Annotated in this window: 25 protein-coding genes; 14 read left to right on the plus strand and 11 right to left on the minus strand. The window is 72.4% G+C overall.

The features are described 5' to 3' along the window. Positions 1 to 23: 23 nt before the first annotated feature. From uvrB to OHS18_RS15415, 3 genes are read right to left on the minus strand one after another with little or no spacing between them, the layout of a single operon-like run. Positions 24 to 2,180, minus strand: coding sequence for an excinuclease ABC subunit UvrB (uvrB, locus tag OHS18_RS15405; protein WP_328617511.1), 2,157 nt, complete (start codon positions 2,178 to 2,180; stop codon positions 24 to 26). 46 nt (positions 2,181 to 2,226) lie between these two features. Further along, complete coding sequence (locus tag OHS18_RS15410; RefSeq protein ID WP_328617512.1) at positions 2,227 to 2,838, minus strand: carboxymuconolactone decarboxylase family protein; 612 nt, start codon at positions 2,836 to 2,838, stop codon at positions 2,227 to 2,229. Positions 2,839 to 2,848: 10 nt separating this feature from the next. Further along, positions 2,849 to 4,315: a DUF5685 family protein gene (locus OHS18_RS15415; RefSeq protein WP_328617513.1), complete on the minus strand. Its 1,467-nt coding sequence runs from the start codon at positions 4,313 to 4,315 to the stop codon at positions 2,849 to 2,851. Positions 4,316 to 4,432: 117 nt separating this feature from the next. On the opposite strand from OHS18_RS15415, the gene OHS18_RS15420 reads away from it, so the two are divergent. From OHS18_RS15420 to OHS18_RS15430, 3 genes are all read left to right on the plus strand, one after another. Then, positions 4,433 to 4,948 (plus strand): DUF402 domain-containing protein, encoded by a 516-nt coding sequence (locus OHS18_RS15420; protein WP_328452157.1) that lies wholly within the window; start codon positions 4,433 to 4,435, stop codon positions 4,946 to 4,948. Between the two features lie 158 nt (positions 4,949 to 5,106). Further along, on the plus strand, positions 5,107 to 5,265 hold the full coding sequence (locus tag OHS18_RS15425; protein WP_328617514.1) for a hypothetical protein: 159 nt from the start codon (positions 5,107 to 5,109) through the stop codon (positions 5,263 to 5,265). Beyond that, positions 5,262 to 5,903: a response regulator transcription factor gene (locus OHS18_RS15430; RefSeq protein ID WP_328617515.1), complete on the plus strand. Its 642-nt coding sequence runs from the start codon at positions 5,262 to 5,264 to the stop codon at positions 5,901 to 5,903. The genes OHS18_RS15425 and OHS18_RS15430 overlap by 4 nt, the downstream gene beginning before the upstream one ends. Here the strand turns inward: OHS18_RS15430 and coaE are convergent. Beyond that, a complete protein-coding gene (gene coaE / locus OHS18_RS15435; RefSeq protein WP_328617516.1) occupies positions 5,900 to 7,084 on the minus strand; it encodes a dephospho-CoA kinase in 1,185 nt (394 codons plus the stop codon). The two genes, OHS18_RS15430 and coaE, sit on opposite strands and share 4 nt — an antisense overlap. Positions 7,085 to 7,357: 273 nt before the next feature. On the opposite strand from coaE, the gene OHS18_RS15440 reads away from it, so the two are divergent. Both OHS18_RS15440 and OHS18_RS15445 read left to right on the plus strand, forming a co-directional pair. Further along, on the plus strand, positions 7,358 to 7,603 hold the full coding sequence (locus tag OHS18_RS15440; RefSeq protein ID WP_328452151.1) for a hypothetical protein: 246 nt from the start codon (positions 7,358 to 7,360) through the stop codon (positions 7,601 to 7,603). Between the two features lie 144 nt (positions 7,604 to 7,747). Then, the gene (locus OHS18_RS15445; RefSeq protein ID WP_328617517.1) at positions 7,748 to 7,996 is read left to right on the plus strand and encodes a hypothetical protein; all 249 of its coding nucleotides are present in this window, start codon (positions 7,748 to 7,750) and stop codon (positions 7,994 to 7,996) included. A gap of 63 nt (positions 7,997 to 8,059) precedes the next feature. Here the strand turns inward: OHS18_RS15445 and OHS18_RS15450 are convergent, their stop codons facing one another. Next, positions 8,060 to 8,506, minus strand: coding sequence for an OsmC family protein (locus tag OHS18_RS15450; protein ID WP_328617518.1), 447 nt, complete (start codon positions 8,504 to 8,506; stop codon positions 8,060 to 8,062). A 5-nt stretch (positions 8,507 to 8,511) separates the two neighbouring features. Beyond that, positions 8,512 to 9,162, minus strand: coding sequence for an HD domain-containing protein (locus tag OHS18_RS15455; RefSeq protein WP_328617519.1), 651 nt, complete (start codon positions 9,160 to 9,162; stop codon positions 8,512 to 8,514). Between the two features lie 210 nt (positions 9,163 to 9,372). Between OHS18_RS15455 and OHS18_RS15460 the strand changes: the two genes are divergently transcribed. Then, on the plus strand, positions 9,373 to 9,987 hold the full coding sequence (locus tag OHS18_RS15460) for a TetR/AcrR family transcriptional regulator (protein WP_328618528.1): 615 nt from the start codon (positions 9,373 to 9,375) through the stop codon (positions 9,985 to 9,987). A gap of 176 nt (positions 9,988 to 10,163) precedes the next feature. Here the strand turns inward: OHS18_RS15460 and rpsA are convergent, their stop codons facing one another. After that, positions 10,164 to 11,663 carry a 30S ribosomal protein S1 gene (rpsA, locus tag OHS18_RS15465; RefSeq protein WP_328452143.1) on the minus strand — a complete coding sequence of 500 codons (1,500 nt, stop codon included), beginning with the start codon at positions 11,661 to 11,663 and terminating at the stop codon, positions 10,164 to 10,166. Positions 11,664 to 11,998: 335 nt separating this feature from the next. Between rpsA and OHS18_RS15470 the strand changes: the two genes are divergently transcribed. From OHS18_RS15470 to OHS18_RS15495, 6 genes are all read left to right on the plus strand, one after another. Next, positions 11,999 to 12,850: a class I SAM-dependent methyltransferase gene (locus OHS18_RS15470; RefSeq protein WP_328617520.1), complete on the plus strand. Its 852-nt coding sequence runs from the start codon at positions 11,999 to 12,001 to the stop codon at positions 12,848 to 12,850. Further along, positions 12,847 to 13,758 (plus strand): GNAT family N-acetyltransferase, encoded by a 912-nt coding sequence (locus OHS18_RS15475; RefSeq protein ID WP_328617521.1) that lies wholly within the window; start codon positions 12,847 to 12,849, stop codon positions 13,756 to 13,758. Before OHS18_RS15470 ends, OHS18_RS15475 begins: the two co-directional genes overlap by 4 nt. 20 nt (positions 13,759 to 13,778) lie before the next feature. Continuing rightward, a complete protein-coding gene (locus OHS18_RS15480) occupies positions 13,779 to 14,699 on the plus strand; it encodes a GNAT family N-acetyltransferase (protein WP_328458866.1) in 921 nt (306 codons plus the stop codon). Positions 14,700 to 14,805: 106 nt separating this feature from the next. Further along, positions 14,806 to 15,510: an ABC transporter ATP-binding protein gene (locus OHS18_RS15485; RefSeq protein WP_328617522.1), complete on the plus strand. Its 705-nt coding sequence runs from the start codon at positions 14,806 to 14,808 to the stop codon at positions 15,508 to 15,510. After that, positions 15,507 to 17,402, plus strand: a complete 1,896-nt coding sequence (locus OHS18_RS15490) for a YhgE/Pip domain-containing protein (RefSeq protein WP_328617523.1) — start codon at positions 15,507 to 15,509, stop codon at positions 17,400 to 17,402. Before OHS18_RS15485 ends, OHS18_RS15490 begins: the two co-directional genes overlap by 4 nt. Next, entirely contained in the window at positions 17,399 to 17,971 is a 573-nt protein-coding gene (locus OHS18_RS15495) for a TetR/AcrR family transcriptional regulator (protein WP_328452134.1), read from the plus strand. The genes OHS18_RS15490 and OHS18_RS15495 overlap by 4 nt, the downstream gene beginning before the upstream one ends. A 639-nt stretch (positions 17,972 to 18,610) precedes the next feature. On the opposite strand, the gene OHS18_RS15500 is transcribed toward OHS18_RS15495, so the two are convergent. From OHS18_RS15500 to polA, 3 genes are all read right to left on the minus strand, one after another. Further along, on the minus strand, positions 18,611 to 20,218 hold the full coding sequence (locus OHS18_RS15500; protein WP_328452130.1) for a S1 family peptidase: 1,608 nt from the start codon (positions 20,216 to 20,218) through the stop codon (positions 18,611 to 18,613). A 114-nt stretch (positions 20,219 to 20,332) separates the two neighbouring features. Further along, the gene (locus tag OHS18_RS15505; RefSeq protein WP_328617524.1) at positions 20,333 to 20,866 is read right to left on the minus strand and encodes an EF-hand domain-containing protein; all 534 of its coding nucleotides are present in this window, start codon (positions 20,864 to 20,866) and stop codon (positions 20,333 to 20,335) included. Between the two features lie 208 nt (positions 20,867 to 21,074). Next, on the minus strand, positions 21,075 to 23,828 hold the full coding sequence (polA, locus tag OHS18_RS15510) for a DNA polymerase I (protein WP_328617525.1): 2,754 nt from the start codon (positions 23,826 to 23,828) through the stop codon (positions 21,075 to 21,077). A 100-nt stretch (positions 23,829 to 23,928) separates the two neighbouring features. On the opposite strand from polA, the gene OHS18_RS15515 reads away from it, so the two are divergent. Both OHS18_RS15515 and OHS18_RS15520 read left to right on the plus strand, forming a co-directional pair. Beyond that, positions 23,929 to 24,369: a PaaI family thioesterase gene (locus OHS18_RS15515; RefSeq protein ID WP_328617526.1), complete on the plus strand. Its 441-nt coding sequence runs from the start codon at positions 23,929 to 23,931 to the stop codon at positions 24,367 to 24,369. Positions 24,370 to 24,371: 2 nt separating this feature from the next. Further along, positions 24,372 to 25,343: a LysR family transcriptional regulator gene (locus OHS18_RS15520; RefSeq protein WP_328617527.1), complete on the plus strand. Its 972-nt coding sequence runs from the start codon at positions 24,372 to 24,374 to the stop codon at positions 25,341 to 25,343. On the opposite strand, the gene OHS18_RS15525 is transcribed toward OHS18_RS15520, so the two are convergent. After that, on the minus strand, positions 25,309 to 26,121 hold the full coding sequence (locus tag OHS18_RS15525) for an alpha/beta hydrolase family protein (RefSeq protein ID WP_328617528.1): 813 nt from the start codon (positions 26,119 to 26,121) through the stop codon (positions 25,309 to 25,311). The two genes, OHS18_RS15520 and OHS18_RS15525, sit on opposite strands and share 35 nt — an antisense overlap. Between the last annotated feature and the right edge of the window lie 133 nt (positions 26,122 to 26,254).

The raw sequence follows: 26,254 nt of genomic DNA on the forward strand, positions 1-26,254 counted from the left end.
CACCTGCTGGTGTCGTGTCCGGCCTACTTGATGCCGGCCGCGTCCATTCCGCGCAGCTCCTTCTTCAGGTCCTGGACCTCGTCCCGCAGCCGCGCCGCCAGCTCGAACTGCAGGTCACGGGCCGCCTGCATCATCTGGTCGGTCATCTGCTGGATCAGGTCCGCGAGCTGGGCGCGCGGCATCGCCGAGACGTCCTTGTCGACCAGCATCCCGGAGCTGCGCACCCGGTCACCCTGCTCCGGCTTCTTGCCGCGCGAGGAGTTGCGGCCCGAACCGCCGACCGAGACGTGCTCGGTGTCCTCCGCCTCGCTGTAGACCCGGTCGAGGATGTCGGCGATCTTCTTCCGCAGCGGCTGCGGGTCGACCCCGCGCGCGACGTTGTAGGCGACCTGCTTCTCGCGGCGGCGGTCGGTCTCGTCGATCGCGTGCCGCATCGAGTCGGTGATCTTGTCGGCGTACATGTGCACCTCGCCCGACACGTTGCGCGCCGCGCGGCCGATCGTCTGGATCAGCGACGTCCCGCTGCGCAGGAAGCCTTCCTTGTCCGCGTCGAGGATCGCCACCAGCGACACCTCCGGCAGGTCGAGGCCCTCCCGCAGGAGGTTGATGCCGACCAGCACGTCGTAGTCGCCCGCCCGCAGCTGCCGCAGCAGCTCCACCCGGCGCAGCGTGTCCACCTCGGAGTGCAGGTAGCGCACCCGGATGCCCAGCTCCAGCAGGTAGTCCGTGAGGTCCTCGGACATCTTCTTCGTCAGTGTGGTGACCAGGACGCGCTCGTCCTTCTCCGCGCGCTCCCGGATCTCGTGCACCAGGTCGTCGATCTGGCCCTCGGTGGGCTTCACGACCACCTTCGGGTCGACCAGGCCGGTCGGCCGGATCACCTGCTCGACGAACTCGCCACCCGCCTGGCCCATCTCGAACGGCCCCGGTGTCGCCGACAGGTACACCGTCTGCCCGATCCGGTCGGAGAACTCCTCCCAGGTCAGCGGCCGGTTGTCGACGGCGCTCGGCAGCCGGAAGCCGTACTCGACCAGGTTGCGCTTGCGCGACATGTCACCTTCGTACATCCCGCCGATCTGCGGGACGGTCTGGTGCGACTCGTCGATGACCAGCAGGAAGTCGTCCGGGAAGTAGTCGATCAGCGTCGCCGGCGCCGTGCCCGCGCCGCGGCCGTCGATGTGCCGCGAGTAGTTCTCGATGCCGGAGCAGAACCCGACCTGCCGCATCATCTCGATGTCGTAGGCCGTGCGCATCCGCAGCCGCTGCGCCTCCAGCAGCTTGCCCTGCCTCTCCAGCTCCGCCAGGCGATCTTCGAGCTCCTGCTCGATGCTCTTGATCGCCTTCTCCATGCGCTCCGGGCCGGCGACGTAGTGCGTCGCCGGGAAGATCCGGACCTCGTCGACCTCCTTGACGATGTCGCCGGTCAGCGGGTGCAGGTAGTACAGCTTCTCGATCTCGTCACCGAAGAACTCGACGCGGATCGCGAGCTCCTCGTACGCCGGGATGATCTCGACCGTGTCGCCGCGCGCGCGGAACGTGCCGCGCGCGAACGCGATGTCGTTGCGGGTGTACTGCACGTCCACCAGCGCGCGCAGGAAGACGTCGCGGTCCAGCTGTTCGCCGACCTTCAGCTTCGAGGACCGGTCGAGGTAGGACTGCGGCGTGCCCAGGCCGTAGATGCAGGACACACTCGCGACCACGATGACGTCCCGCCGGGACAGCAGGTTCATCGTCGCCGAGTGCCGCAGCCGCTCGACGTCGTCGTTGATCGACGAGTCCTTCTCGATGTAGGTGTCCGTCTGCGCGATGTACGCCTCGGGCTGGTAGTAGTCGTAGTAGCTGACGAAGTACTCGACCGCGTTGTGCGGGAACAGCTCGCGCAGCTCGTTCGCCAGCTGCGCGGCGAGGGTCTTGTTCGGCGCCATCACCAGTGTCGGCCGCTGGACGCGCTCGATCAGCCACGCTGTGGTCGCCGACTTGCCGGTACCGGTGGCGCCCAGGAGCACGACGTCCTTCTCGCCGGCGTTGACGCGCCGTTCGAGCTCGTCGATGGCCGCCGGCTGGTCACCGGCGGGCTGGTAGTCGCTGACGACCTCGAACCGGCCGCCTTCCCGGGGGATCTCCGAGACGGGCCGGAAGTCGGACTGCGCCAGCACGGGGTGTTCGGTTGCGAAAGCCACGTCGACCAGAGTAGGCCTCGGCACCGACAATTTCCGTCGGCCCTGGTCAGCGGGGTCGGAACACCGTCGCGAAGGCCACTTCGCCGCCGGCCACCACGCAGTGCACGACGGCGCCCGGCGCGGGCCCGGTGCCGAAGCACGAGACCAGCACCCGGTCGGGTCCGGTCGCCTGGACCTCGGTGCGCGGGAACTCCGCGAGCACTCCGGCGACCTCGGCGCCCGGCGCTTCCAGGTACCCCAGGACGACCTCGCGGGCCGACGGCGGCGGCGGGATCGGCAGGCCGTGCCCTTCGAAGAGCCGGTTCAGCTGGTCGGCCGCGGAAACCGCGCGGGGGAAGCCGGCGAACGCCGCCGTCTGGACCACGACCTCGCCCACCTCGGCCGGCGAGAGCCCGGCGGCCAGGCCGGTCCGGAGGTGGACGCTCAGCGGCGGCCCGACCATCCCCGCCGCGACGATCGCGGCGAGGGTGGCGGCTTCCCGCGTGCGGGCGTCGAGGGCCGGGCGCTCGTGGAGGTGGCCGTAGACCGTGCCGACGGCCAGCTCACCGAGCGCCGGGACGGTGGCGAACAGGGCGTCGAGCCGGGCTTCGCCGCCGTCGACCAGCTCCGCGAAAGTGGCCCGGCCGCGGTCGTGCAGCTGGTCCATCGGCTCGGTCATCGTGTTCCCCTCAGTTGCAGTCACAACAGGAACAGCAGTCGCAGCAGTCACAATCGCAGTCACAGCCACCGGTCGCCTCCGGTTTGCCGCTCCACGGGCCGGGATAGGGATCGCGGCAGCAGAACTGGCAGGTACAGCACATGTAGGAGGCTACGGCGCAGCCGAAGAAGAAGTTGCGCTTCTTCGGGGGCACGACGAACTTCGGGACCCAGCAGCCGCCGCCCTTGCCGTCGAGCGGCTCGGGTTCCGGGCCGTCGGGACCATCCGGACCGTCGGGACCGCCCGGGCCGCCAGGACCACCGGGTCCGCCCGGGCCGTTCGGTCCGCCTGGGCCTCCCGGACCGCCTGGGCCACCAGGCCCCTGGGGACCGCCGGGTCCGGCGGGACCACCTGGGCCGCCGGGGGTTCCCGACCAACCCGGACCACCGGGGTTTCCCGGCCACCCGGGACCGCCGGGACCACCGCCGGGCCCGCCCCACTGCGGACCTCCGGGCCCCGGCGGCTGGTGCGGATGCTGCTGCGGCCGCGGCCCCGGCCCGATCCACCCCGGCGGCGGCTGCTGCCCGAAGGCACCGCCGGCGCCGTCCGCGGGCAGCCGGAGTCCGTGGTCGTGGTCGTGCGCCGAGCCGTGGCCGAAGGCGCGGCGCACCGCCTGCCTCAGCTCGTGCACCAGCAGCGCGTGCACCAGCGCCGGTTCCGCGAACTCCGCTTCCCGCAACGCCAGCTCGACACCCAGCACGGCGTCGTCGCACAGCCGGCGGGCTTCCGCGAGGCCCGTTCCGGTGGCCAGCAACGGGTTCCACGCTCCCGCCGCCGCGTCCGCCGCGTGGTCCTCGACCGCGTCCAGCAGGTGTGCGGCCCGGCCGAACAGGCGGCCCGCCTCGGCCAGGGGCGCCACGTTGCCCGGCCGCCCGGCCAGCTCCGCCGTGCGGGCGAACGCCGCCGAGGTGGCCAGTTCCGCGGGCTCGGTCGCCAGCAGCGCCGAGTCGCCCAGGCGCATCGCCCGTTCCAGCTCGCCCTGGCGGTCGACGGCTTCGGTGAGCACCGCCGTGTCGAACCCGACCCGGCCGCCCGTGCGGCTGCCCTGCTTCGCCCACCGGGCCGCGACCCGGCGGGCGGCCGCCGCCACCGGCCGCCGGCCGAACGCGCCGTCGCGATCCTCGACGTGGTCGCCGACCTTCGCCGCGGCCAGCACCAGCGAGACCGCCGCGGCCAGCTGGGCGCCTTCGCCCCGGGCCACCGACGTCGAGCGCATGCCGCGCAGCGGGCACGGGCCCGCGTCCCGCCGGCCGTCCGCGCGCGGGGTCTGGGCCTCGACCAGGGCCGAGATGATCAGCCCGTCGTAGTTGGTGACGACGCGCGCGAGCTGACCGTGCTCGTCGCGCAGCGTGAGACAGAGTCCGCACAGGTGCGCGACCCAGTCGGCGTGCAGGCGATCGGACAGCCGGTGCCGGCACGGCCTGATGATCCCGAACATCCCCAGTCCCCTCGGTTCCCCCGGTCGTCGGCGCACTTTAGCCCGAACGTGTGGCTCGCACCGCCGCCGTTCGCGATTCGTGACCGGGTTCCGCCCACTTGCAGGCAGGATGGGGCCATGACGGGACTGCACCCGCCCAAGGTCGAAATCTTCGACCCGGCCGCGCGCACGAACATCGACCCGAAGGGCATCAGCCGGGAGGTCGAGGAGTTCCGCGAAGAACCGTTCGGCCTGTACCTGGCCCGCCCGGCGCCGGGGCGCGCCCAGTTCCACTACCTCGAGTCGTGGCTGCTGCCGGAGCTCGGCCTGCGCGTCACCGACTTCTGGTTCTCCCCCGGCCACGAACGCGACCAGGACTTCTACCTGGACGTCGTCCGCGTGAACCGCGACGGTCCCCGCTGGGTCGCCACCGACCTCTACGTCGACATCGTGCTGAAGGACAAGCTCTCGCTGCGGGTGATCGACACCGACGAGCTCCTGGACGCCCGCAAGGCGGACCTGGTCACGGCCGACGAGGCCGAGTCCGCGCTGGAGACGACCTACGCGGCGGTCGAAGGGCTGGCCTCGCACGGCTACGACCTGGCCGCCTGGCTGGCCACGAAGGACATCGCCCTGACCTGGCGCCGCCACTGAGCTGCCGTCATCCAGGTCGGGCACCTCCGCAAGCGGCACGGGAGAAGATCGCGGCCGACGACGTCTCGTTCGACATCGGGCTGATCAACACCCTCGGCAACGGCGGGCCGCTACCCGCGCCGGCCGACGGAACGGGCACCTGGATCACCATCACCATCGTGCAGACCGTGGCCATCGGGGGTGGCGGGCGGCCGGGCGTGCGCCGCCGGGTGCGGCGGCTCGCCGGTACGCTCCACGGCGAGTCCGAGCCCGGCGCCGGGACCGCGATCCGCGTCGCCCGGCCCGCCGTCCCGCTGCTCCCGGAGGCTCTCGCATGACGATCACCTTGCTGATCGCCGACGACCACCCGATCGTCCGGGACGGCCTGCGCGGCATCCTGTCCGCCGAACCCGCCCACGGCGAAGAGGGTTTCGAAGTGCTCGGCGAGGCGGCCGACGGCGCCGAAGCCGTCACGCTGGCCGAGCGGCTGCGGCCCGCCGTCGTGCTGATGGACCTGCGGATGCCGGGCACCGACGGCGTCGCGGCGATCAGCGAGCTCGCGCGGCTCGGGAACCCGGCGCGGATCCTGGTGCTCACGACGTACGACACCGATGCGGACGTCCTGCCGGCGATCGAGGCGGGCGCGACCGGTTACCTGCTCAAGGACGCGCCCCGCGAGGAGCTGTTCCGCGCGGTCCGGGCGGCGGCCCGCGGGCAGGCCGTGCTCTCCCCCGCCGTCGCCGGGCGGCTGATGGGCCGGATGCGCCGGCCCGCGCGGGGACCGTTGTCCCAGCGCGAACTCGAGGTGCTGACGCTGGTCGCGCGCGGGTCGTCGAACAAGGAGACGGCGAAGAGGCTGTTCATCAGCGAGGCGACGGTCAAGACGCACCTGATCCACGTCTACGCGAAGCTCGGGGTGAAGGACCGCGCGGCCGCCGTCGCGGTCGCGTTCGAGCGCGGGCTGCTCGGGTCCTAGGGCGTCCAGCCGGTCGTCTCGGCCCACTTCTCGGCCCGGACGAACGCGGCGTTGACCCACTCCTGCTTCTCGTCGGCGTAGGCCGCGACGTTGCCGTCGGCGGCGTGCGCCTCGGCCAGCCGCAGCTTCACATCGCGGTAGTCGTCGCGCTCGTCCGGGTGCGCGCGCACGAAGTCGCGGAACAGCAGCGCGAGCCGCCACGCGGGTGTCTCGACGGACCGGACGTGCAGGTTCACCGGCCGTTTCGGGTCGGCGCCGACGTGCAGCCGCTTCGGCCAGGTGCCGGCGCCGTCCTGGGCGTCGTCGGCCCAGTCGCCGGCCAGGCGCGGGAAACCGGCGTCGGAGAGCAGTTCGGTGAGCTTGTCGGCGTCGGCCAACGTGGACACCGTCAGCTGGAGGTCGAGGACGTCCTTGGCGGGCAGGCCCGGCACGGCGGTGGACCCGATGTGGTCGGCGCGCCGGGCCAGCTCGCCGCTCGCGGCGCGGACCCGGGCGAGCACCCGCTCGGCCTGCTGCGGCCAGGTGAGGTCGTATTCGGCGATCTTCGGCGACACCGGGGGCCGCGGCCGGCGCAGCCGGACGTTCGCCTCGAACGGCACCAGCCGGTCCGCCCACAGCGCGTCGACGCCGGCGAGCACCGCGTCCTCGAGACCGCCGTTGTCGAGCCAGACGTCGGCGACGGCGCGGCGCTGCTCGTCACCGGCCTGCGCCCGGATCCGCGCCCGGGCGTCGGCCTCGGCCATGCCACGCGCCGACACCAGCCGCCGGACCCGCACCTCGACGGGCGCGTCGACCACGACGACCAGGTGATACGCCGTCGCCAGGCCGCCCTCGACCAGCAGCGGGATGTCGTGGACGACGATCGCGTCCGGCGCGGCGGCCGCCATCAGCTCACCGGTGCGGGCCCCGACCAGCGGGTGCACGATCGCGTTGAGCCGGCGGCGCGACTCGTCGTCGGCGAACGCCTTGGCGGCGAGCACCGGCCGGTCGAGCGAGCCGTCGGCGGCCAGGATCTCTCCGCCGAACTCCTCGACGAGCCGGGCGAGCCCTTCGGATCCGGGCTCGACCACCTCGCGGGCGATCCGGTCGGAGTCCACCAGCACGGCGCCGTGTTCGGCGAACCGGTTCGCCACGGTCGACTTGCCGGCCCCGATGCCACCCGTCAGCCCCACACGCAACATGCCGATCACCCTAGTCACGCACCCCCGGCGGCCGCCCGCGGACATCGGCGGCTTCCACGCCGTCTGCGCGAAGGGAACCCACGCGACTCGGGGGCGAGCAGGGGTTGAGCGGGGTGAGGCCGCGACTCGTCGCCGCGTTGCTGGGACCGTCCGGTTCGCCCGGTCCGGCCTGCGCCATTCGTGTGACGCACAGTGGTTAACCGTAACGTGGGTAATCGTTTTCCGACGCCTTCGGCAGCGGGCCTTCCGGCTCGCGTCATCGAGGGAGGGCTCATGAGGATGACGGACTTCGGAAGGCCGGCGGCGGCCGTGCTGTGCGCGGGAGGACTCGCCCTGACCGTGCCGGACGTGGCGGTCGCGGCCCCGTCGCCGGACATCACGTTCACGCAGTGCCAGTCCGGCGTCCGCCGGGTGCAGGCGACCTGCAACCACACGCCGCAGCGCACCCTTTGCGCGGTGCGCAGCACCTGGATCCCGTTCGGCACGCTGTGCGTGAAGGGCAGTGTCCGGCCGGCCTGACCCAGTGCACACGGACGGGTGAACCGCAAGTCGATCGTGACGCGTGACTCAACCGAAATGAGGACACGCCGCGTTTCTTACCCACCTTCATCGGTGCAGTTGCGTACCGTGCGCCGCGTCAAGGGTCGCCCACACGGAGGAACGATGGCGGACAGCAAGCACGTCGGGAGGCACCGGCTCGGCTCGCCGGGGCTGGTGCACTGCCTGGTTCACCACTCCGTGGCGACGGCTCTCGAGGACTACCGGCGGACGTGGCTGAGCACCCTGCTGGTCCCGGCGAAGCACAGCTTCGCCGGGCTCCGGCGCAAGGCCCGCGCGGCCGCTCTCGAACGCATCTGGGTCCCGGCCGTCGGCGTCGCCACCGTGCGGCCGGTGACGACGCAGGCCGCCTGACGGACGCCGGATTCCCGGCCCGACCTCACGCTGCCCGCGTCCGGACCCGCCCGGACGGCTTGCTCAGCGGCCGGTTTCCCGCGTCTCGATCACGATCTCCGACGACAGCGTCCGGTGCACCGGACACTTGTCGGCGATCAGCATGAGCTTGGCGCGCTGGTCGTCGTCGAGGTCGCCGGTCAGCTCGATCTCCCGGGTGATGCGGCTGAGCAGACCGCGCTCGGTCTCGCACTTCTCGCAGTCCTCGGCGTGCACGCGGTCGTGCCGCAGCCGGATCGTCGCGGCGTCCAGCGGGATGCCCTTGCGGTCGGCGTACATCCGCAGCGTGATCGCGGTGCACGAACCCAGCGACGCGAGCAGCAGCTCGTACGGGTTCGGGCCGGCGTCGGCCCCGCCGACCGACACCGGCTCGTCGACCAGCAGCGTGTGCCCCGCCGTGCTGACCTGCTGCGTGTACGTGCCGTCGCCGCTCGCGGTGACGACGACCGTGCCGGGCTCGGGGTGCTCCATCCGGTTCAGTCCTCCCAGGGTGAGTCCAAGATCGTGGTGACGAAGTCCTGCCGCTCGAAGCCTGGCACGAACCGGGCCAGCACATCGGCTTTGACGTTCCCGAACGTCGTGTCGGGCCGGTCACGGATGCCGTCGGTGAACGCGGTGAGGATGCGGCGCTTGAAGTCCGGCCGCGGGTGGGCGGCGACGATCGCGGCGCGGGCCGCCGCGGGCAGGTCGTGGTAGCCGATGCCGAGGACGTCGTACTCGACGCCCGCGGTGACCAGCGCGATCTCGGGTTCCATGTGCTCGGGGATGCCCGGGGTGGTGTGCAGCGCGATGGCCGTCCAGGCGATCCGGGCCCGTTCCGCGTCGACGCCGTGACCGAGCAGGAAACGCCGGGCTTCGTCGGCGCCGTCGAGCTCGAAACGGCGGCCGGTGCGGTGGCCCTCGACCAGGCCGAGGTCGTGGAACAGGGCCGCGACGTAGAGCAGTTCGGCGTCGAAGCCGAGGCCGCGGCGCCGGCCCTGCAGCGCGCCGAACAGGTAGACCCGCGAGGAGTGGTCGTACAGGAGCGGGCCGGCGGTGTCGCGCACGAGGTCGGCGGCTTCGCGGGCCAGCGCGGTGTCGGGGACGGCGATGTCGGTGATGCCGGTGGTGTCTGTGGTGTCGGTCATCGGAGAGCCCTTTCGTCGGTGCTTCCGACGCTGCCAGGGTCCGCCGCGCCCCGGCCGGTGCCCACCGGACGGGAATGCCGCACATCCGGACATCCGGCGCATTCCCAAGACGCAGCGGATATCGTATCTTCGGCTGCGGGCAGGTAACCCGACCGCCGTCGTGCGCGGCTGCTGCGAAGGGGGTGCGCCGTGGCCACCAGGCACGTCTCGATGCGCCCCGCCGAACAGGGTCACCGCGAGCGCTTCCTCGACGCCGCGCTGTCGGTGCTGTTCGACCGCGGTGTGACGGCCCTCACGGTGCGCGGCGTGGCCGAGGTCGCCGGCGCGTCGACGATCTCGGTGTACGCCCGCTTCGGCGGCCGCGCGGGCCTGCTCGACGCCCTGTACGAGCGCACGTTCGACTCTCTGCGCGAGATGCTGGAGGCGCTGCCGCCGGAGGGTCCCGACGGGCTCGCGGACCTGCTCGACCTGGCGATGGCGTACCGCCTCTTCGCCCGCGAAAGCCCGGCGCGCTACGCGCTGATGTTCGAGCGGCCGGTCCCGGGCTTCGACCCCGACCCGGCGCTGCGCTCGGCCGTGGTGCGGACGACGTTCGGCCTGTTCATCGACCGCGTCCGGCGGGTCAGCACGCAGGGAGTCGACGCCCAGACGGCGGCCTACCACCTGTGGACGGCGATGCACGGCCTGGTCGGGGCGGAGCTGATGCTCGCCTCCCGGACGGCGCTGCCGGAGTGGTTCATCCCGCCGACGGACGAGGCCAACGCGGAAATGTACCGCCGGGGCGTCACGGCGATGGCGACCGGCCTGGGCCTGCGCAACCACTGACCGGCCCGTGACGGCCACCCCGCGGCCACCGGAGCGTCCGCACGTTCGGCATCACGGCCCTCCGATGCGTGGCGCACGTCAGGTGCGCACGCTCGCGATCCGAGCCGTGCAACGCAGCGAACCCCGGTCCGTTCCCGGACCGGGGTTCGCTGTGGTTCAGCTCAGAGAGCTAGAGCTCACGCACCACCGGAGAGCTTCTCGCGGAGCGCCGCGAGCTGCTCGTCGGAGGCGAGGGTGCCACCGCTGCTCTTCGTGTCGGCCGGGGCCGAGCCCGAGGTGTAGCTTTCCGCGCCACCCTCGATGCCGGTCGCCGCGTCGGCAGCGGCCTCCGCGTCGGCCTCGACGGCCTTCACGACCTGCTTCATGTGGGCCTCGTAACGAGTGTGGGCCTCGGCGTACTGACGCTCCCACTCCTCACGCTGCTTGTCGAAGCCTTCCTGCCACTCCTGCGTGTCCGGGTCGAAGCCCTCGGGGTAGATGTAGTTGCCCTCGGGGTCGTACTCGGCGGCCATGCCGTACTGGGTCGGGTCGAACTCGGTGTCCGGCGTGACACCCTCGTTCGCCTGCTTCAGCGACAGCGAGATGCGACGGCGCTCGAGGTCGATGTCGATGACCTTGACCATGACGTCGCCGTTGACCTGGACGACCTGCTCCGGGATCTCCACGTGGCGCTCGGCCAGCTCGGAGATGTGGACCAGGCCCTCGATGCCCTCTTCGACGCGCACGAACGCACCGAACGGAACCAGCTTCGTGACCTTGCCCGGCACGATCTGACCGATCGCGTGGGTGCGGGCGAACTGGCGCCACGGGTCTTCCTGGGTCGCCTTCAGCGACAGCGAGACGCGCTCGCGGTCCATGTCGACGTCCAGGACCTCGACCGTGACCTCCTGGCCGACCTCGACGACCTCGGACGGGTGGTCGATGTGCTTCCAGGACAGCTCGGAGACGTGCACCAGGCCGTCGACGCCACCCAGGTCCACGAAGGCACCGAAGTTGACGATGGACGACACGACGCCCTTGCGGACCTGGCCCTTGGCGAGCGCGTTGAGGAACTCGCTGCGCACCTCGGACTGGGTCTGCTCGAGGTAGGCGCGGCGGGACAGGACCACGTTGTTGCGGTTCTTGTCCAGCTCGATGATCTTCGCCTCGAGCTCGCGGCCGACGTAGGGCTGCAGGTCGCGGACGCGGCGCATCTCGACCAGCGACGCGGGCAGGAAGCCGCGCAGGCCGATGTCCAGGATGAGGCCGCCCTTGACGACCTCGATGACGGTGCCCTTGACGGGCTCGTCCTTCTCCTTGAGCTCCTCGATCGTGCCCCAGGCGCGCTCGTACTGCGCGCGCTTCTTGGACAGGATCAGACGGCCTTCCTTGTCCTCCTTCTGGAGAACGAGGGCTTCGACCTCATCGCCGACGGTGACAACCTCAGCCGGGTCGACATCGTGCTTGATGGAGAGCTCACGCGAGGGGATGACACCCTCGGTCTTGTAGCCGATGTCGAGCAGGACCTCGTCGCGGTCGACCTTGACGATGGTGCCTTCGACGATGTCGCCATCGTTGAAGTACTTGATCGTCTTGTCGATAGCCGCGAGGAAGTCTTCCTCCGACCCGATGTCGTTGATGGCGACCTGCGGGGCCGCGTTCGGGGCGGTCGGGGCGGTGGCGGTGTCGATGGTCATTAGGCGGGTTGCTCCGGTGGATGGGAATCGAGGGTTGGCAGGTGTCGGCGCGGTGGGGTGTTACGGCATGCGACGACCCTGCGAGCAAACGTCCACCAGTGAACGACCGCGGCATGACCCGCAAACGGTGCGCGACCCGAGCCCGAGACGAAGCTGAGCGAAAGGCAGCGCGAACCCACTGCGCTAACACTGATCCTACGCGGCAGTCACCAGGCGGCACAATCAGGGTCCCCCGGCGATCGCTAAGGTCCTCGCGAAGGCAAATCGCACGCTGGAGGGCGCGGGTGGCGCGGGCCGCAGGCCGGGCGCCGGCGGCCGGGACCGGAGACACCATCATGCCACCGAACGAGCCCGCCGCGCCGGGGCGCCACGACGCCGCCGAGCACCGGCTGGGCACGACCGCCGTCGCCTACCGCGAGGTCGGCGGGCCGGAGGCCGCGGCCGCCAACCTCGCCTGGTGGGACGCCGACGCCGACGACTACCAGGCCGAGCACGGCGGCTTCCTCGGCGACGCCGACTTCGTCTGGTGCCCGGAGGGCGTGCGGGAGGCGGACGCGCGGCTGCTCGGCGACGTCCGCGGCCGGCGCGTGCTGGAGGTCGGCTGCGGCCAGGCCGCGTGCGCGCGCTGGCTGCGCGCCGAGGGCGCCGACGCCGTGGCGACCGACCTCTCCGCCGGCATGCTGCGCCACGCGCAGGCCGGCAACACGCGCACCGGCGTCGCCGTGCCGCTCGTGCAGGCGAACGCCGAGTACCTGCCGCTGGCCTCGGGCAGCTTCGACGCGGCCTGCTCGGCGTTCGGCGCGATCCCGTTCGTGGCGTCGGTGGACGCGGTGTTCGCCGAGGTCCACCGGGTGCTGCGGCCCGGCGCGCCGTGGGTCTTCTCGGTGACGCACCCGATGCGCTGGATCTTCCCGGACGACCCGGGCCCGCAGGGGCTCACCGTCACCCAGCCGTACTTCGACCGCACGCCCTACGTCGAGGTCGACGACGACGGCACCGCCACCTACGTCGAGTACCACCACACCCTCGGCGACTACGTCCGCGCGCTGGCCGCCGCCGGGTTCACCCTCACCGACCTCCTCGAGCCGGAGTGGCCGGAGGGGCACACGCGGACCTGGGGCCAGTGGAGCCCGCTGCGCGGCCGGCTGTTCCCGGGCACCGCGATCTTCCGCACGCACCGCCCGTGACACCCCTCGAAGAGGAGCAGAACGCCCGGTTCGCCGCGCTCGACCCGCAGCTCCCGCCGATCGCGGCGCCGCCGGTGGCGAGCGAGCCGCTGCTGGCGTCGGTGGGCGGCCGGCCGGCGGGCGGCCTGCTGACCCGCGTCGTGTACGCGCCCGCGTCGTGGCCCGCGCTGTGGGGCCCGTCGGAGATCTGGGACCTGACCGCGGTGCCGGGCGAGACCGGCGCGGCGGGCCTCGCGGCGCTGCTGGGCGTGTGGCGCGAGCGGCTGCGCGGATCGGGCGCCGGCCCGGACTCGGGCTGCACGCTGACCTGGCCGAGCCGGGACGACGAGGCGTCCGCGGTCCTGCTGGCGCACGGCTTCGCGCCGATGACCTGCCTGGCCGTCCGGCCCGTCGAGCCGCCGGCGGACCCGGGCCCGGCGCGGGTGCGCGTCCGGAAGGCCGAGGACGGCGACGCCGAGGCCCTCACCGAGCTGCGGCTGGCCGAGTGGCGCTACACCTCGCTGGTCGGCACCGCGGTCCGGCGGCCGGGCGCGCGGCCGCTGCTGCACGCCGAGGTCGTCCGCTCCCTGCGGTTCAGCGGCCTGGTCTGGCTGGCCGAGGACGACGGCGTGCCCGCCGGGATGGCCGCCTGCGCGCTGGCCGTGCCGACGCCGGGCGACAGCATCCACGGCCGGCTGTTCCCGGGGCGCTGGGGGTACGTCGACACGCTGTCGGTGGCGCCGGCGGCGCGCGACGGCGGGGTCGGCCGGGCCCTGATGGCGGCGGCCCATCGCACCCTGCTCACGCACGAGGTGCGCGGTACCTTCCTGTTCTACCACCCGGCGAACCCGCTCTCCCCGGTGTTCTGGCACCGGCAGGGTTATCGTCCACTGTGGACGATGTGGATCCGGCGACCGGCCTGGTCCTGACCGACGACCAGAGGGGAACCATGGACATCGCCGAGCCGCTGCTCGCCGCCCACAAGGCGCGCTTCGCGGCCGTCGACGCGCTGCTGCCGCCCGCCGCGCCGCCCGCCGAGGGCCTGCGGCTCGACGCGGCGACGGCGGACGGCACCCAGGTCACCGGCGTGCTGCAGCGGCACCGGCTGAGCCCCGGCGACGTCCCGATGCTGTGGTCGGCCGCCGACACCTGGCAGCTGTTCCCCTACCTCGGCGACACCGGCACCGAGGGCGCCGACCTGCTCTTGCGCGCCCTCAAGGGCCGGGTCGAGAGCGAGGAGACCGGCGACGACTCGGCGTGCGCGGTCGTCTGGCCCAGCCGGGACGCCGAGGCGATCCGCGCCTTCCTCGACCACGGCCTGGTCCCGCTCGGCGCGCTGGGCGTCCGGACCGCTCCCCCGATCCCGCCGGATCCCGCCGTGCGCGTCCGGCGCGCCGGGCCGGCCGACTTCACCGTCGCGCTGGAACTGGCGACGGCCACGTTCGACTACACCGGCCTGGTCGCCGCGCCCCGCCGCCCGAACACCGCCGACCTGCTGGCCCCCGCGCTGCGGGAGGCCCTGGACGCCGAGGAGCCGGCGGTCTGGCTGGCCGAGGACGACGGCGTGATCCAGGCGATGGCGCACTGCGCGTGGATCGACGCGACCGCGGGCAGCGAAGCGGCCGAGCTGCTGCCGCCGGGGCGCTGGGGCTACGTGAACAACGTCGTGACCACACCCGGCGAGCGGGGCGGCGGGTTCGGCCGGGCGCTGATGGCCCGGGTGCACCAGGAGCTGCGCACCGGCGGCGCGATCGGCACGTACCTCTACTACAACCCGACCAACCCGCTGGCCTCGGTGTTCTGGCACCGGCAGGGCTATCGTCCACTGTGGACGACGTGGGAGGTGCGGCCGGCGGCCGCGCTGCGGTGAGTCACCCACTGGTGTGACGTGCGTCCGGTGATCTTGCTCCGCACCCCGGCGAGGGCTAGCTTTTGAACTGACCGGTCAGTTCAAAGTCGTCTCAGCTGGAGTCCCCGTGCAGGTCCGAGCCGATCGGGTGTCCCTCGAAGGGCACCACGGCACCTTGTTACCGCCCACCTCGCTGACCGTCGGCGAGGGCGACCTGGCGATCGTGCACGGCGAACCCGGCGTCGGCGTCACCGCGTTCGGGCTCGCGCTGGCCGGGCGGCTCAAGCCGAGCACCGGCACGGTCACGGTCGACGGTGCGGACGCCGGTCTGCCCGAGCTGGTCGCGGTCGTCGACGCGCCGGGCGTCAGCGACCCGGACGAGGCGCTGAGCCTGCGCGTGGTCGTCGGCGAGGAGCTGGCGCTGGCGCACCGCCCGGCGGGCAAGGAAGACGTCGCCCGCTGGCTGACCGAGCACGACGCGGCGCCGTTCGCCGGCACCCGGTTCGAGAACCTCGCCCCCGCCCTGCGCACCCGGCTGCTCACCGAGCTGGCCGCGGTCCGCAAGGGCGTGCGCGTCCTCGTGCTCGACACGCCCGACCGGCACACCAGCGACGTCGGCAGCTGGGCCGGCCTGGCCCGCGAGCAGGCCGAACGCGGCCTGGCCGTGGTGGTGCTGGCCGCGACGACGCCGGCGTCCGCGCTGCCCTTCACGCCCGCGCGCATCGGCTCGTCCGAGCAGCCGTCGCCGCAGCACTGCCTTCCCGAACTCCCCCAACCCACCGAAGAGCTCCCTGAGGGCCCAGAGAACGTCACTGACGGAGTTTCCGAATGAACGCCTTCCGGATCGCCCGCAACGAACTGCGGCGGCTGTCCACCGGCACGATGCCCAAGCTGGCACTGGTCGCGCTCGTGCTGGTGCCGCTGCTCTACGCGTCCTTCTACCTCTACGCGAACTACGACCCGTACGGCCGCCTGGACAAGCTGCCCGCCGCCGTCTTCACCAGCGACGCCGGCGCGCAGGACTCGAGCGGCCAGCAGCGCAACGTGGGCCGCGAGGTGACCGACGAGCTGGTCAAGTCCGGCACGTTCCAGTGGCACGAGGTGTCGGAGCAGGACGCGCGCGACGGCGTCCGCGACGACAAGTACTCCTTCGCGATCGGCATCCCGAGCGGCTTCTCCGCCGCGCTGCTGTCGGTCGGCAATTTCCAGCCGCAGCAGGCGACGATCACGCTGACCACCAACGACGCCAACAACTACCTGTCCGGGACGATCGCGAAGCAGGTCGCCGAGCAGGTGCGCAAGACGATCGCGGAGAAGGTCGGCAGCGAGGCCGCGGACCGGTTCCTGGTCGGGTTCTCCACCATCTTCGGGAAGATCCAGGAGGCCTCGACCGGCGCGTCCCAGCTCGCGGACGGCGCTTCGCAGCTGAAGTCCGGCCAGCAGCAGCTCGCCAGTGGCGCGTCGCAGCTCGCCGACGGCTCCGCGACGCTCGCCACCGGGCTGGGCACGCTCAAGTCCAGCACCGCGGATCTGCCGTCCCAGACGCAAAAACTCGCCGACGGCGCCTCGCAGGTGGCCGCCGGGGACCAGAAGATCGCCGACGCGGCGTCCGTGGCCGCGACGGCGTCGTCGGACATCCAGGGCAAGCTCGACAGCTACCGCACCCAGCTCCAGACCGACCTGCGCAACGCCGGCGTGCCGGAGGACCAGGTCACGGCGATCCTGGCGCGCGCGGACCAGCTGCGCTCCCCCGTCGACCAGGCGAACAGCAAGATCCAGCAGGCCAACGGCGATCTCGCGAAGCTGGCCGACGGCGCGAAGCAGGTTTCCGACGGCGCGGCCAAGCTCGCCGCCGCGTCGCCGCAGCTGGCGAACGGCATCGCGCAGGCGTCCGACGGAGCGAACCAGCTCAAGGACGGCGCCGCCAAGCTGAACGACGGTGAGAAGACGGCGGTCACCGGGACGAACCAGCTCGCCGACGGCGCGGTGAAGCTGCGTGACGGGCTTTCGGCCGGGCTCAAGGAGATCCCGAACCCGGACGACCCGACGCGCGCGGCGACGGCCAACACGATCGCGGACCCGGTGGCGGTGAACGCCAACGGCGAGGCGTCGGCCGGGACGTACGGCGCGGGCCTGGCGCCGTTCTTCATCTCGCTGGCCACCTGGATCGGCGCGTTCGTGCTGTTCCTGATCCTGCGCCCGCTCTCGACGCGCGCGCTGACCGCGGGCGCGGCGCCGTTCCGGGTCGCGGTCGGCGGCTGGCTGTCGTCGGCGCTGCTCGGCGTCGCGCAGGTGATCGTCCTGTTCGGCGCGGTGACGTGGCTCGTCGGCATCCACATCGCGCACCCGCTGGGCGCGATCGGCTTCGCCGTCCTGGTGTCGCTGACGTTCACGTCGGTGGTGCACGCGCTCAACAGCTTCTTCGGCGCGGTCGGCAAGTTCCTCGGCCTGGTGCTGCTGGTGCTGCAGCTGGTCAGCGCGGGCGGCACGTTCCCCTGGCAGACGATCCCGGACGCGCTGTACCCGCTGCACGTCGTGCTGCCGATGGGGTACGCGATCGACGGCTTCCGGCACCTGTTCTACAGTGGCGCCACCGTGCAGATCCTCGGCGACATCGGCGTGCTGCTGGCCTACCTGGTCGGCGGAGTCCTGGTGTCCACCCTGGCCGCGCGCAAACGCCGCGTCTGGACGGTGTCGGCGCTCAAACCCGAGCTGAGCCTGTGAGCGGCGGGACCAAGCAGAAGCTTTTCGAGGCCACGCTGCGGCTTTCGAAGAGCCGGGGCTTGGTGGGCCTCACGGTCGACGACATCGCCGCCGAGGCGGGCGTCGCCAAGGGCACTGTCTACTACAACTTCGGTTCGAAGGACGGCCTGGTCGACGGCCTGCTGCGGTACGGCGTCGACACGCTCGCCGGGCGGCTGCGCGACGCGGTTTCGGATGCCGATCCGCTCGACGTGATCGAGGCGCAGGTCGACGTGACGCTGGAGTTCATCGCCCGGTATCCGGGGTTTTCGCAGATCCTGGTGAGCGAGCTGTGGCGCACGCCCGGCCAGTGGCACGGCACGCTTTCCTTGCTGCGCGAGGAAATCATCTCGATCGTGAAGGGCCAGCTTTCGCGCTTGGAGGAGGCGGGCCGGCTGCCGGAGGGAGTCCGGATCCCGACGGCGGCGGCCGGCCTGTTCGGCACGATGCTGGTGGTCGCGCTGGACTGGCAGGTGTTCGGCCCGGAGCGGACGCGGGCGGAGGTCCGGGAAGCGGTGATGGTCCTGATCCGCGGCCTGGGCCGCAAGTAGCCGACGGCTTCACCCGGCAGCCGCTTCACCTGCTGCCCCTTGGCCGCCCAGCCGCTCACCTGCTGCCCCTTGGCCGCCCAGCCGCCTTACCTGTTGTCCCTTGGCCGCCCGGCCGCTCACCTGCTGCCCCTTCGCCGCCAGCCGCCTTACCTGCTGCCCCTTCGCCGCCAGCCGCTTCACCGCGAGCTCGGCACCGCGGCAGCGGTGCCGCGGGCTGCTTCGCCACGGGCGCTTCACCGCGAAAGCTTCACCGCGGCCGCGGTGCTGCGGGCCGCGCCAGCTGCGGGTCGCATCACCGCCGGCCCCTTCACCACGGACCGCTTCACCACGGCCGCGCCGGCTGCGGGCCGCTTCGCCATGAGCGCTTCACTGTCGACCGCTGCTTCACTGTCCGCCGCTGCCTCGCCGCCGGCCCGCGGGGCCCTCACCGCCGGCCGCCCTGCGGGCCGCCTCACCGCGGGTCGCTGCTTTGCCGCCGACCCGCGGGGCGCCGCCCCCCGTCTTCCACATTACCGCCCGGCACCGACAGTTCCGGCTCCTGAAAGCCGTGAAGGGCACCTTCAGGGACTCAGAGTCCCTGAAGGTGCCCTTCACGGCTTTGCTTGCACCGCGGGGAAAGTGGGAAAGCGGGAAAGCGGGTCAGCGGTCTTCGATGCGGGCCCGGACCGCGGCCGCGTACGTGTCGACCGCGGTGGCCGCCGCCGTGAGTTCGCAGGGGCCGTCGATCAGCAGGCGCTTCGCCGGGACGTACACCTGCTCCAGCTCCGGGTCGGTCGCGACGCCGTGTTCGCGGGCCAGTTCGTTGTCGCCGGCCAGGCGGGCTCGCAGCTCCTCGCGGCGGGCGACCAGGCCGTCGAGGACCGCGCGCTGGCGGCGGCCGTCCTCGACCGCCGGGGCGACCGCGTGCTCGTGGCCGTCGATGTGGCGCTCGACCCACTCGGCGTCGCCGTCGACCTCGGCGGAGCGGAGCTGCTTGAGCGTGCCGCGCAGCCGGTGGGCGCGCGCCGGCAGCATCGCGACGCCGGTGAAGCGCGTCGCCACCCGCAGCTGGTAGGCCTCGATCTCGGCGAGCTCCGCCACGGCCTGGGTGAGCACGTCGAGCCGGCCGGCGAGGTCGTCCGTCGCCGGGCGCGCCCGGTCCGTGCTCACCCGCACGGCCGCCACCCCGGGCGAAGACTCGTCGCGGAAACCGAGCAGCAGCCGGATGCCCAGCTCGGCCGCGCGGCCGGCGAGCGGGCCGAGCACCTCGCCGACGAGCCGGTCGGGTTCGGCGGAGTCGTCGATCGCGTCGACGACGAGCGTGCGGCCGGCGACGCCGGAGGTCAGCCGTTCTTCGATGCGGTGGCGGACGGCGTCGGCGGTGCGGCCGGTCGCGTCCACCGCGAGGTCGACGCTGCCGGCGGGCGGCATCTGGCCGAGCGCCGGCGGCAGCCCGGGGACGCCGAGCGAGCGTTCGCGGTCGGCCAGGACGATGCCGAAGCGCAGTGCCGCCGCGACGGGCGAGCCGGCCTCGCCGGTGTCGACGACCCAGACGGTGCCGGGTTCGGCCTTGGCGAACCAGTCGACGACCCGCTGCACGAAGGAGACGTCGACGGTTTCGCCGACCGGGCGCGAGAAACTGGCGTCGACGGCGGGGCCGCCGGACGTCCAGATGCTCAGCTGCGGCAGGTGCCCGAGCATCGTCTCGACCGGGATCATCCAGGTGCCGGTGTCCTTGCCCACGACCATGCCGACGACGTGCCCGGTCGCTTCGTCGAGCACCGCGGTGCCGCCGAACCCGGGGCCGAGCGACTCGGCCTCGGCGGTGCGCAGCAAGCGGATCCACTCGCCGCCCGGGCCGCCGGGGTGCTCGGCGCCGCCGAGGCGGGCGTGGGTCCAGCGGCCGACGGACCCGGGCGGGAACCCGAAGGCGCGGACGAGCTGGTGTTCCCCGAGCGGCATCCGGTGCAGCGGCGCGCGGAACACGCGGGACTCGGGACGTTCGAGGCGCAGCAGGGCGAGGTCGCCACGGCCACCGCCGTCGGAGGGCACCCAGCACCCTTCGACGACGGTCGCCGTACCGGGCAACGCCTCGGCCAGGCCGACGAAGTCCACGCTCAACGCGGATCGCGAGCCACCGGCGGTCTCGACGACGTGCGCGCTCGTCAGGACGTGGTACTCGTCGAGTACCGTGCCCGCGCCGCAAAGCCGGCCGAGTTCGTCGTGCAGCCGGACCCGCCAGCGTCGTCGCTCACGCTCGAACCCCATTCGGCGGACCCTACGCCGTGATCGCCCCGCCTCTGTGCGGGACCCGCTACCCAGCGGTAACACCTCACCCGAACGGAGTCCGCCGTTCGTCGCAATGGCGTCCCGATGAGTGGGTCACACGCGACCGAAGACCCAGCTTCCCGGCGCGGCGGGGTCGTCGCCGGCCCAGAACTCCAGCCAGTGCCCGGTGAACTCCTCGCGGGAGAGCCGGCCGTCACCGTCGAGGTCGAGGTGGGCGAAGACTTCGTCGGTCGGGGTGGCGGTGCCGTTCCAGGCTTCGATCAGCTGGTGGTACTCGGCCGCGGAGATGGCGCCGTCGCCGTTTTCGTCGACGGCTTCGAACATCGCGTCGGCGGTGCCGGTGACCGCGCCGGACATCGTGGGCAGGTCGTCGACGACGTGAAGGACCTCGTCGAGGGTGACCTTGTCGTCGCGGTCCAGGTCGGACGCCGCGAGCAGCGTGCCCCACCAGCCCATCATGATGGCGGCGAGCTGCCGCCCTTCCGCGGTGCCTTCGTCGGTGCCGCGCAGTGCGAGCCATCTCGTGGTGAGGGCTCTGAAGTCGGTCTCGGTGAGGTAGCCGTCGGCGTCGGCGTCCATCGCGCCGAAGACGCCGGAGATCTTGCGCCGCTGGAAATCGGTGGCCATGGTGCTGGTCCTTCCGGCCGGGGCCCCGGTGGGCCGTTCGGGCCACCCAGCTTCGTCCGGAAGACCGGCACCCGGCGCCGTCCGGCCGAGTAGTCCCGCCCCACGACCCGGTGATTCCCGCGGCGACGCAGCGTAGGCGATGTCCCCCGGACGTGCGCGAACCCCGCACCGGACGGTGCGGGGTTCGCGGGCCGGTAACCCGAAGAACTCAGTGGGCGGCGTCGTTCCAGGATCGGCCGTAGCCGACCGAAACCTCCAGCGGGACCGCGAGTGCGTAGGCCGAGCCCATGCCGTGCCGCACGAGCTTCTCCAGCTCCTCGCGCTCGCCCTCGGCGACCTCGAGCACGAGCTCGTCGTGCACCTGCAGCAGGATCCGGCTCCGCAGCTTCGCTTCGACGATCGCGCCGTGGACGTTCAGCATCGCGACCTTGATGATGTCCGCCGCGCTGCCCTGGATCGGGGCGTTCAGCGCCATCCGCTCGGCCATCTCGCGGCGCTGGCGGTTGTCGCTGTTGAGGTCCGGCAGGTAGCGGCGGCGGCCGAAGACCGTCTCGGTGTAGCCGTTCTTCGCCGCGATGCCGACGACCGAGTGGAGGTAGTCGCGCACGCCGCCGAAGCGGTCGAAGTACGCCTCCATCTGGGACTTGGCGTCGTCGGTCGAGATCCGCAGCTGCTGCGAAAGCCCGTACGCCGACAGCCCGTACGCGAGGCCGTACGACATCGCCTTGACGCGGTAGCGCAGCTCCGGCGTGATCTCCTCCGGCGGCAGCGAGAACGCCCGCGACGCCACGAACGTGTGCAGGTCCTCGCCGCTGTTGAAGGCCTCGATGAGGCCCTCGTCCTGCGAGAGGTGCGCCATGATCCGCATTTCGATCTGGCTGTAGTCCGCGGTCATCAGCTCGGTGTAGCCGGTGCCGACCACGAACGCGTCGCGGATGCGGCGGCCTTCTTCGGTGCGGACCGGGATGTTCTGCAGGTTCGGCTCGGTCGACGACAGCCGCCCGGTGGCCGCGATCGTCTGCAGCAGCGTGGTGTGGATGCGGCCGTCGTCGGCGACGGACTTGATGAGGCCCTCGACCGTCGTGCGCAGCTTCGTCGCGTCCCGGTGCTCCAGCATGTGCTGCAGGAACGGGTGTTCGGTCTTCTCGAACAACCCCTGCAGCGCTTCGGCGTCGGTCGTGTAGCCGGTCTTGGTGCGCTTGGTCTTCGGCATGCCGAGCTCGTCGAACAGCACGACCTGCAGCTGCTTCGGCGAGCCGAGGTTGATCTGCTTGCCGATGACCTCGTACGCGGCTTCGGCCGCCTGCGTGACGCGCGAGAGGTAGTGCGCCTCGAGCGTGGTCAGCTGCTCCAGGTCGACGGCGACCCCGGCGATCTCCAGCTCGGTGATCACCTCCAGCAGCGGCAGCTCCAGCTCGGCGAGCAGCTTCGCGCCGCCGATCTCGTCGAGTTCCTTGTCGAGCGCGCCGGCCAGCTCGAAGACGGCCCGCGCCTTGACGAGCTCCTCCTGGATCTCCTTCTGCTCCAAGCCTTCCGCGCCGCCGTCGAGCAGCGACAGCTGGCCGTCGCCGCCGTCGGTCTCCGAGCGCAGCTCGCGGTGCAGGTAGCGCAGCGCGAGGTCGTCGAGGTCGAACGTGCGCTGCCCCGGCCGCACCAGGTACGCGGCCAGCGCGGTGTCCATGGCGAGCCCGGCGAGCACCCAGCCGCGGGCGCGGATCGCGTGCAGCGGGATCTTGAGGTCGTGCCCGGTCTTGCGGACCGCGGGGTCGGCGAACCAGCCGGCGAGCGCGGCGTCGTCGGCCTGGTCCATCGCCGTGACGTCGACGTAGGCGCCTTCGCCGTCAGCGGTCGCGAAGGCGACCGCGCGCAGGTCGGAGCGGACCGAGGAGCCCGTGGTGCGGAACGACAGCGCGACCGGCTTGCCCCGGCCCGCGTGCGCGGCGAGCCAGGCCGCCAGCGCGCCGGGGGCCAGCGCGTCACCCGAGACCTCGAACCCTTCGTCGGCCTCCGGTTCGGCGCTCTGCAGGGTCGCGAACAGCCGGTCCCGCAGCACGCGGAACTCCAGCTCGTCGAACAGCGCGTGCACGGCCTCGCGGTCCCACGGGCGCAGCTCCAGCCCGGCCGGGCCGATCTCCAGCTCGACGTCGCGGATCAGCTCGGTCAGCTGGCGGTTCAGGGTGACCGAGCTCAGGTGCGCCCGCAGCGCGTCGCCGACCTTGCCCTTGACCTCGTCGACCCGGTCGATCAGGTCGTTCAGCGAGCCGAACTGCCGGATCCACTTGGCCGCGGTCTTCTCGCCGACGCCGGGGATGTTCGGCAGGTTGTCGGAGGGGTCGCCGCGCAGCGCCGCGAAGTCCGGGTACTGCCGCGGGGTGAGCCCGTACTTCTCCTCGACGGCCTCCGGGGTGAACCGGGTCATCTCCGAGACGCCGCGCTTCGGGTACAGCACGGTGACGTGTTCGGTGACCAGCTGCAGCGCGTCGCGGTCGCCGGTACAGATCAGGACGTCGAAGTCCTCGGCCGTGGCCTGCGTGGTGAGCGTGGCGATGATGTCGTCGGCTTCGAAGTTCTCCTTCGTCAGCGACGGGATGCCGAGCACGTCCAGGACCTCCCGGACCAGGTCCACCTGGCCGCGGAACTCGTCCGGCGTCGCGCTGCGGTTCGCCTTGTAGTCGGCGAAGGTCTCCGACCGGAACGTCTTGCGCGAGAGGTCGAACGCCACCGCGAGGTGGGTCGGCGCTTCGTCGCGCAGGAGGTTGATGAGCATCGACGTGAACCCGAAGACCGCGTTCGTGACCTGCCCGGTCTTGGTCCTGAAGTTCTCGGCGGGCAGCGCGAAGAACGCGCGGTAGGCCATCGAATGGCCGTCGATCAGGAGCAGCTTCGGCCGCTCCGCGACAGTGGTCGATCCTGGGGTGGTTCCTGTGGCGTTGGCAACGGTCGTCTTCTCACTCGGGCTCACGTGCCCGAGTCTAGGCTGGGGGTCCGACACTCTTTGGAACAAGGCTGCATCGCCATGGTGGCGACGACCCTTACGTGGCGCATCAGCAGAGGAGCAGTGAGTGACCGAACGTCCCGCCCCCATCGACGTGGACCGGTTGGCGGGCATCGACCCGGCGGCGGCCGACCAGCAGCTCAACGACAAGGTCGGGATGCAGCTGATCGAAGCGACGCCCGAGCGCGTGGTCGGCACGATCCCGGTCGAGGGCAACCTCCAGCCCTACGGCCTGCTGCACGGCGGCGCCAACGCCGTGCTCGCCGAGGCGCTGGGCTCCACGGTCGCCGCGCTGAACGCCGGCCCCGGCCGCGCCGCGATGGGCCTCGAGCTCTCCTGCACCCACCACCGGGCCGTCCGCACGGGCAAGGTCACCGGGGTGGCGACGCCGCTGCACGTCGGCCGCGGCACCATCACCGCCGAGATCGTGCTGACCGACGACGAGGGCCACCGCACCTGCACCGCCCGGCTCACCTGCGTCGTCCGGGACCGCCCGCCGGGCTCCTGAGCGTGGACCTCGACATCGCCCAGGTACGGGCGTTCACCGTCACCGCGGAGCTGCGGCACTTCGGCCGCGCCGCGCAGACGCTGTTCCTCACCCAGCAGGCGCTGTCGAAGCGGATCCGCAAGCTCGAAGACGCCCTGGCGGTGCCGCTCTTCCTGCGCACCAACCGGTCGGTCGAACTGACCGCCGACGGCGAACGGTTCCTGCCGCACGCGCACGAGCTGCTGCGCGCGGCCGACGCCGCGGTCGCCGCGATGGGCGCCGACGACCGGCCGCTGCGCCTGGACGTCGTCGACTTCCGGCTCGCCCCGATGTTCCTGCTGCGCCGCCTCGCCGAGCGCGACCCGGCGCTGCGGATCGACCGGATCGCCGGCGGCGGTTTCGCGAACGCCGTCGAGCCGCTGCTGTCCGGCGAGCTGGACGTCGCGATCGGCCGGGTCACCGGGTTCGGCAAGCCGCTGCCGGACGAGCTGGAGCACCGGCCGATCCGGCTGGAACCGCTGGTCGCGCTGCTCGCCCCGGAACACCCCCTGGCGGTGCTGGACGTGCTGCCCCTCGAAGAACTGCGCGCCGACGGGATCTGGCTGCCGGGGCACGGCGGGGCCGCCGAATGGCAGTCCTACGTGGCCGAGCTGTGCGGGAAGTTCGGCGTGCCGATCGACGACTCCGGCGTCAGCTACGACCTGCGGCACACCCTCGAGCAGACGCGCTACGGCAAGCGGCGCGTCACCCTCGCCGGAGCGGACATGGAGCTCGCGCCGGACCTCGACTTGAAGGTGCTGCCGTTCGAGCCGTCGCCGCTGTTCCCGTGGTCGCTGGTCTGGCGGCGCGGGAAGGCGCGCCCGGCGCTGCGGCGGCTGCTGACGCTGGCGTGGCGCACCAGCCGTGAAGAAGACTGGTGCGCCTGCGACCCGGCCCGCTCCTGGCTGCCGGAGAGCGACGTCAGCGTCGCAACCGCGGGCCGAACCACGCGCTGAACGCCGCGTCGACCCGGGCCGCGTCCGCGGTCTGCGGCGCGGCGTCGAGTCCCGGCGCCTCGGCGAACTCGTGCCCCATCCCCTCGATCGTCACCAGCTCGGCCCGGTCGCCGAGGCGCTTCCACAGCGCCGCGGCGGGCTCGCGGACGGCGATGTCGTCCGCCGACCCGGCCACGATCAGCAGCGGCGCCGAGAGCTCGCCGGCCCGGCTGACGTAGTCGTGGTGCGCCGCGACCGCGCGGGACCGCTCGCTCCACGGGTAGGTGACGTCGTAGACCCGTTCGTTGCGCCCGATGACCGGCGCCAGCTGGGCGACCGGGCTGACCACCGCGCCGGCGGCGATGTCGGCGTCGTCGCGGGCGAGCACCTCCAGCGCCACCAGTGAGCCGGCCGAGCCGCCGAAGACGCCGAGCGGGCCGTCCGCGCCCGGCAGCCGGTCGCGCAGCGCGGCGAGGGCCGCCGGGAACTCCCCGGCCGCCCGGTCGGTCACCGGCTCGAAGACGTTGAGGACGGCGTCCTCGCCCGCCAGCCGGAAGAGCTCGCCGGGCCCGCCTTCGGGCAGCCGCGCGCCGGTGAGCGGGAGCCCGAGGTACACCCGCCACGCCTGCAGTCCCGCCATCGGCAGCGCCGCCGCCATCGCCCGCTCGCTCGCCGGCGGCTCCATCAGGTGCCAGCCGGCCAGCAGGGCCGCCGGCGCGGCCGGGTCCGCCGGCGGCAACGCCACGAACGGCACCCCCGCCGCGACCCCTTCGACGACTTCCAGCTCCGCGATCCGCATCCGCTTCTCCCTTGTCCCTCGGTCTGCTCCCAGCGAACCGCGGGACGGCGGGGGCGTCCAACAGCCGTTCCGACGCCGTCGACAACCGGTGGTTGTGACGAGAGTTCCCGGGCGGGAAGCCTTTCGGGCAGAC

Source organism: Amycolatopsis sp. NBC_00355, from assembly GCF_036104975.1.
Lineage (GTDB): Bacteria > Actinomycetota > Actinomycetes > Mycobacteriales > Pseudonocardiaceae > Amycolatopsis.

Coding starts and splice junctions, on each gene's coding strand:
- OHS18_RS15415 (WP_328617513.1), bottom strand. CDS start 4,315: ATGTTCGGGATCATCAGGCCGTGCCGGCACCGGCTGTCCGATCGCCTG.
- OHS18_RS15440 (WP_328452151.1), top strand. CDS start 7,358: ATGAGGATGACGGACTTCGGAAGGCCGGCGGCGGCCGTGCTGTGCGCG.
- OHS18_RS15470 (WP_328617520.1), top strand. CDS start 11,999: ATGCCACCGAACGAGCCCGCCGCGCCGGGGCGCCACGACGCCGCCGAG.
- OHS18_RS15420 (WP_328452157.1), top strand. CDS start 4,433: ATGACGGGACTGCACCCGCCCAAGGTCGAAATCTTCGACCCGGCCGCG.
- OHS18_RS15450 (WP_328617518.1), bottom strand. CDS start 8,506: ATGGAGCACCCCGAGCCCGGCACGGTCGTCGTCACCGCGAGCGGCGAC.
- OHS18_RS15445 (WP_328617517.1), top strand. CDS start 7,748: ATGGCGGACAGCAAGCACGTCGGGAGGCACCGGCTCGGCTCGCCGGGG.
- rpsA (WP_328452143.1), bottom strand. CDS start 11,663: ATGACCATCGACACCGCCACCGCCCCGACCGCCCCGAACGCGGCCCCG.
- OHS18_RS15430 (WP_328617515.1), top strand. CDS start 5,262: ATGACGATCACCTTGCTGATCGCCGACGACCACCCGATCGTCCGGGAC.
- OHS18_RS15500 (WP_328452130.1), bottom strand. CDS start 20,218: ATGGGGTTCGAGCGTGAGCGACGACGCTGGCGGGTCCGGCTGCACGAC.
- OHS18_RS15455 (WP_328617519.1), bottom strand. CDS start 9,162: ATGACCGACACCACAGACACCACCGGCATCACCGACATCGCCGTCCCC.
- OHS18_RS15505 (WP_328617524.1), bottom strand. CDS start 20,866: ATGGCCACCGATTTCCAGCGGCGCAAGATCTCCGGCGTCTTCGGCGCG.
- OHS18_RS15525 (WP_328617528.1), bottom strand. CDS start 26,121: ATGCGGATCGCGGAGCTGGAAGTCGTCGAAGGGGTCGCGGCGGGGGTG.
- OHS18_RS15410 (WP_328617512.1), bottom strand. CDS start 2,838: ATGACCGAGCCGATGGACCAGCTGCACGACCGCGGCCGGGCCACTTTC.
- OHS18_RS15460 (WP_328618528.1), top strand. CDS start 9,373: ATGCGCCCCGCCGAACAGGGTCACCGCGAGCGCTTCCTCGACGCCGCG.
- OHS18_RS15480 (WP_328458866.1), top strand. CDS start 13,779: ATGGACATCGCCGAGCCGCTGCTCGCCGCCCACAAGGCGCGCTTCGCG.
- coaE (WP_328617516.1), bottom strand. CDS start 7,084: ATGTTGCGTGTGGGGCTGACGGGTGGCATCGGGGCCGGCAAGTCGACC.
- OHS18_RS15490 (WP_328617523.1), top strand. CDS start 15,507: ATGAACGCCTTCCGGATCGCCCGCAACGAACTGCGGCGGCTGTCCACC.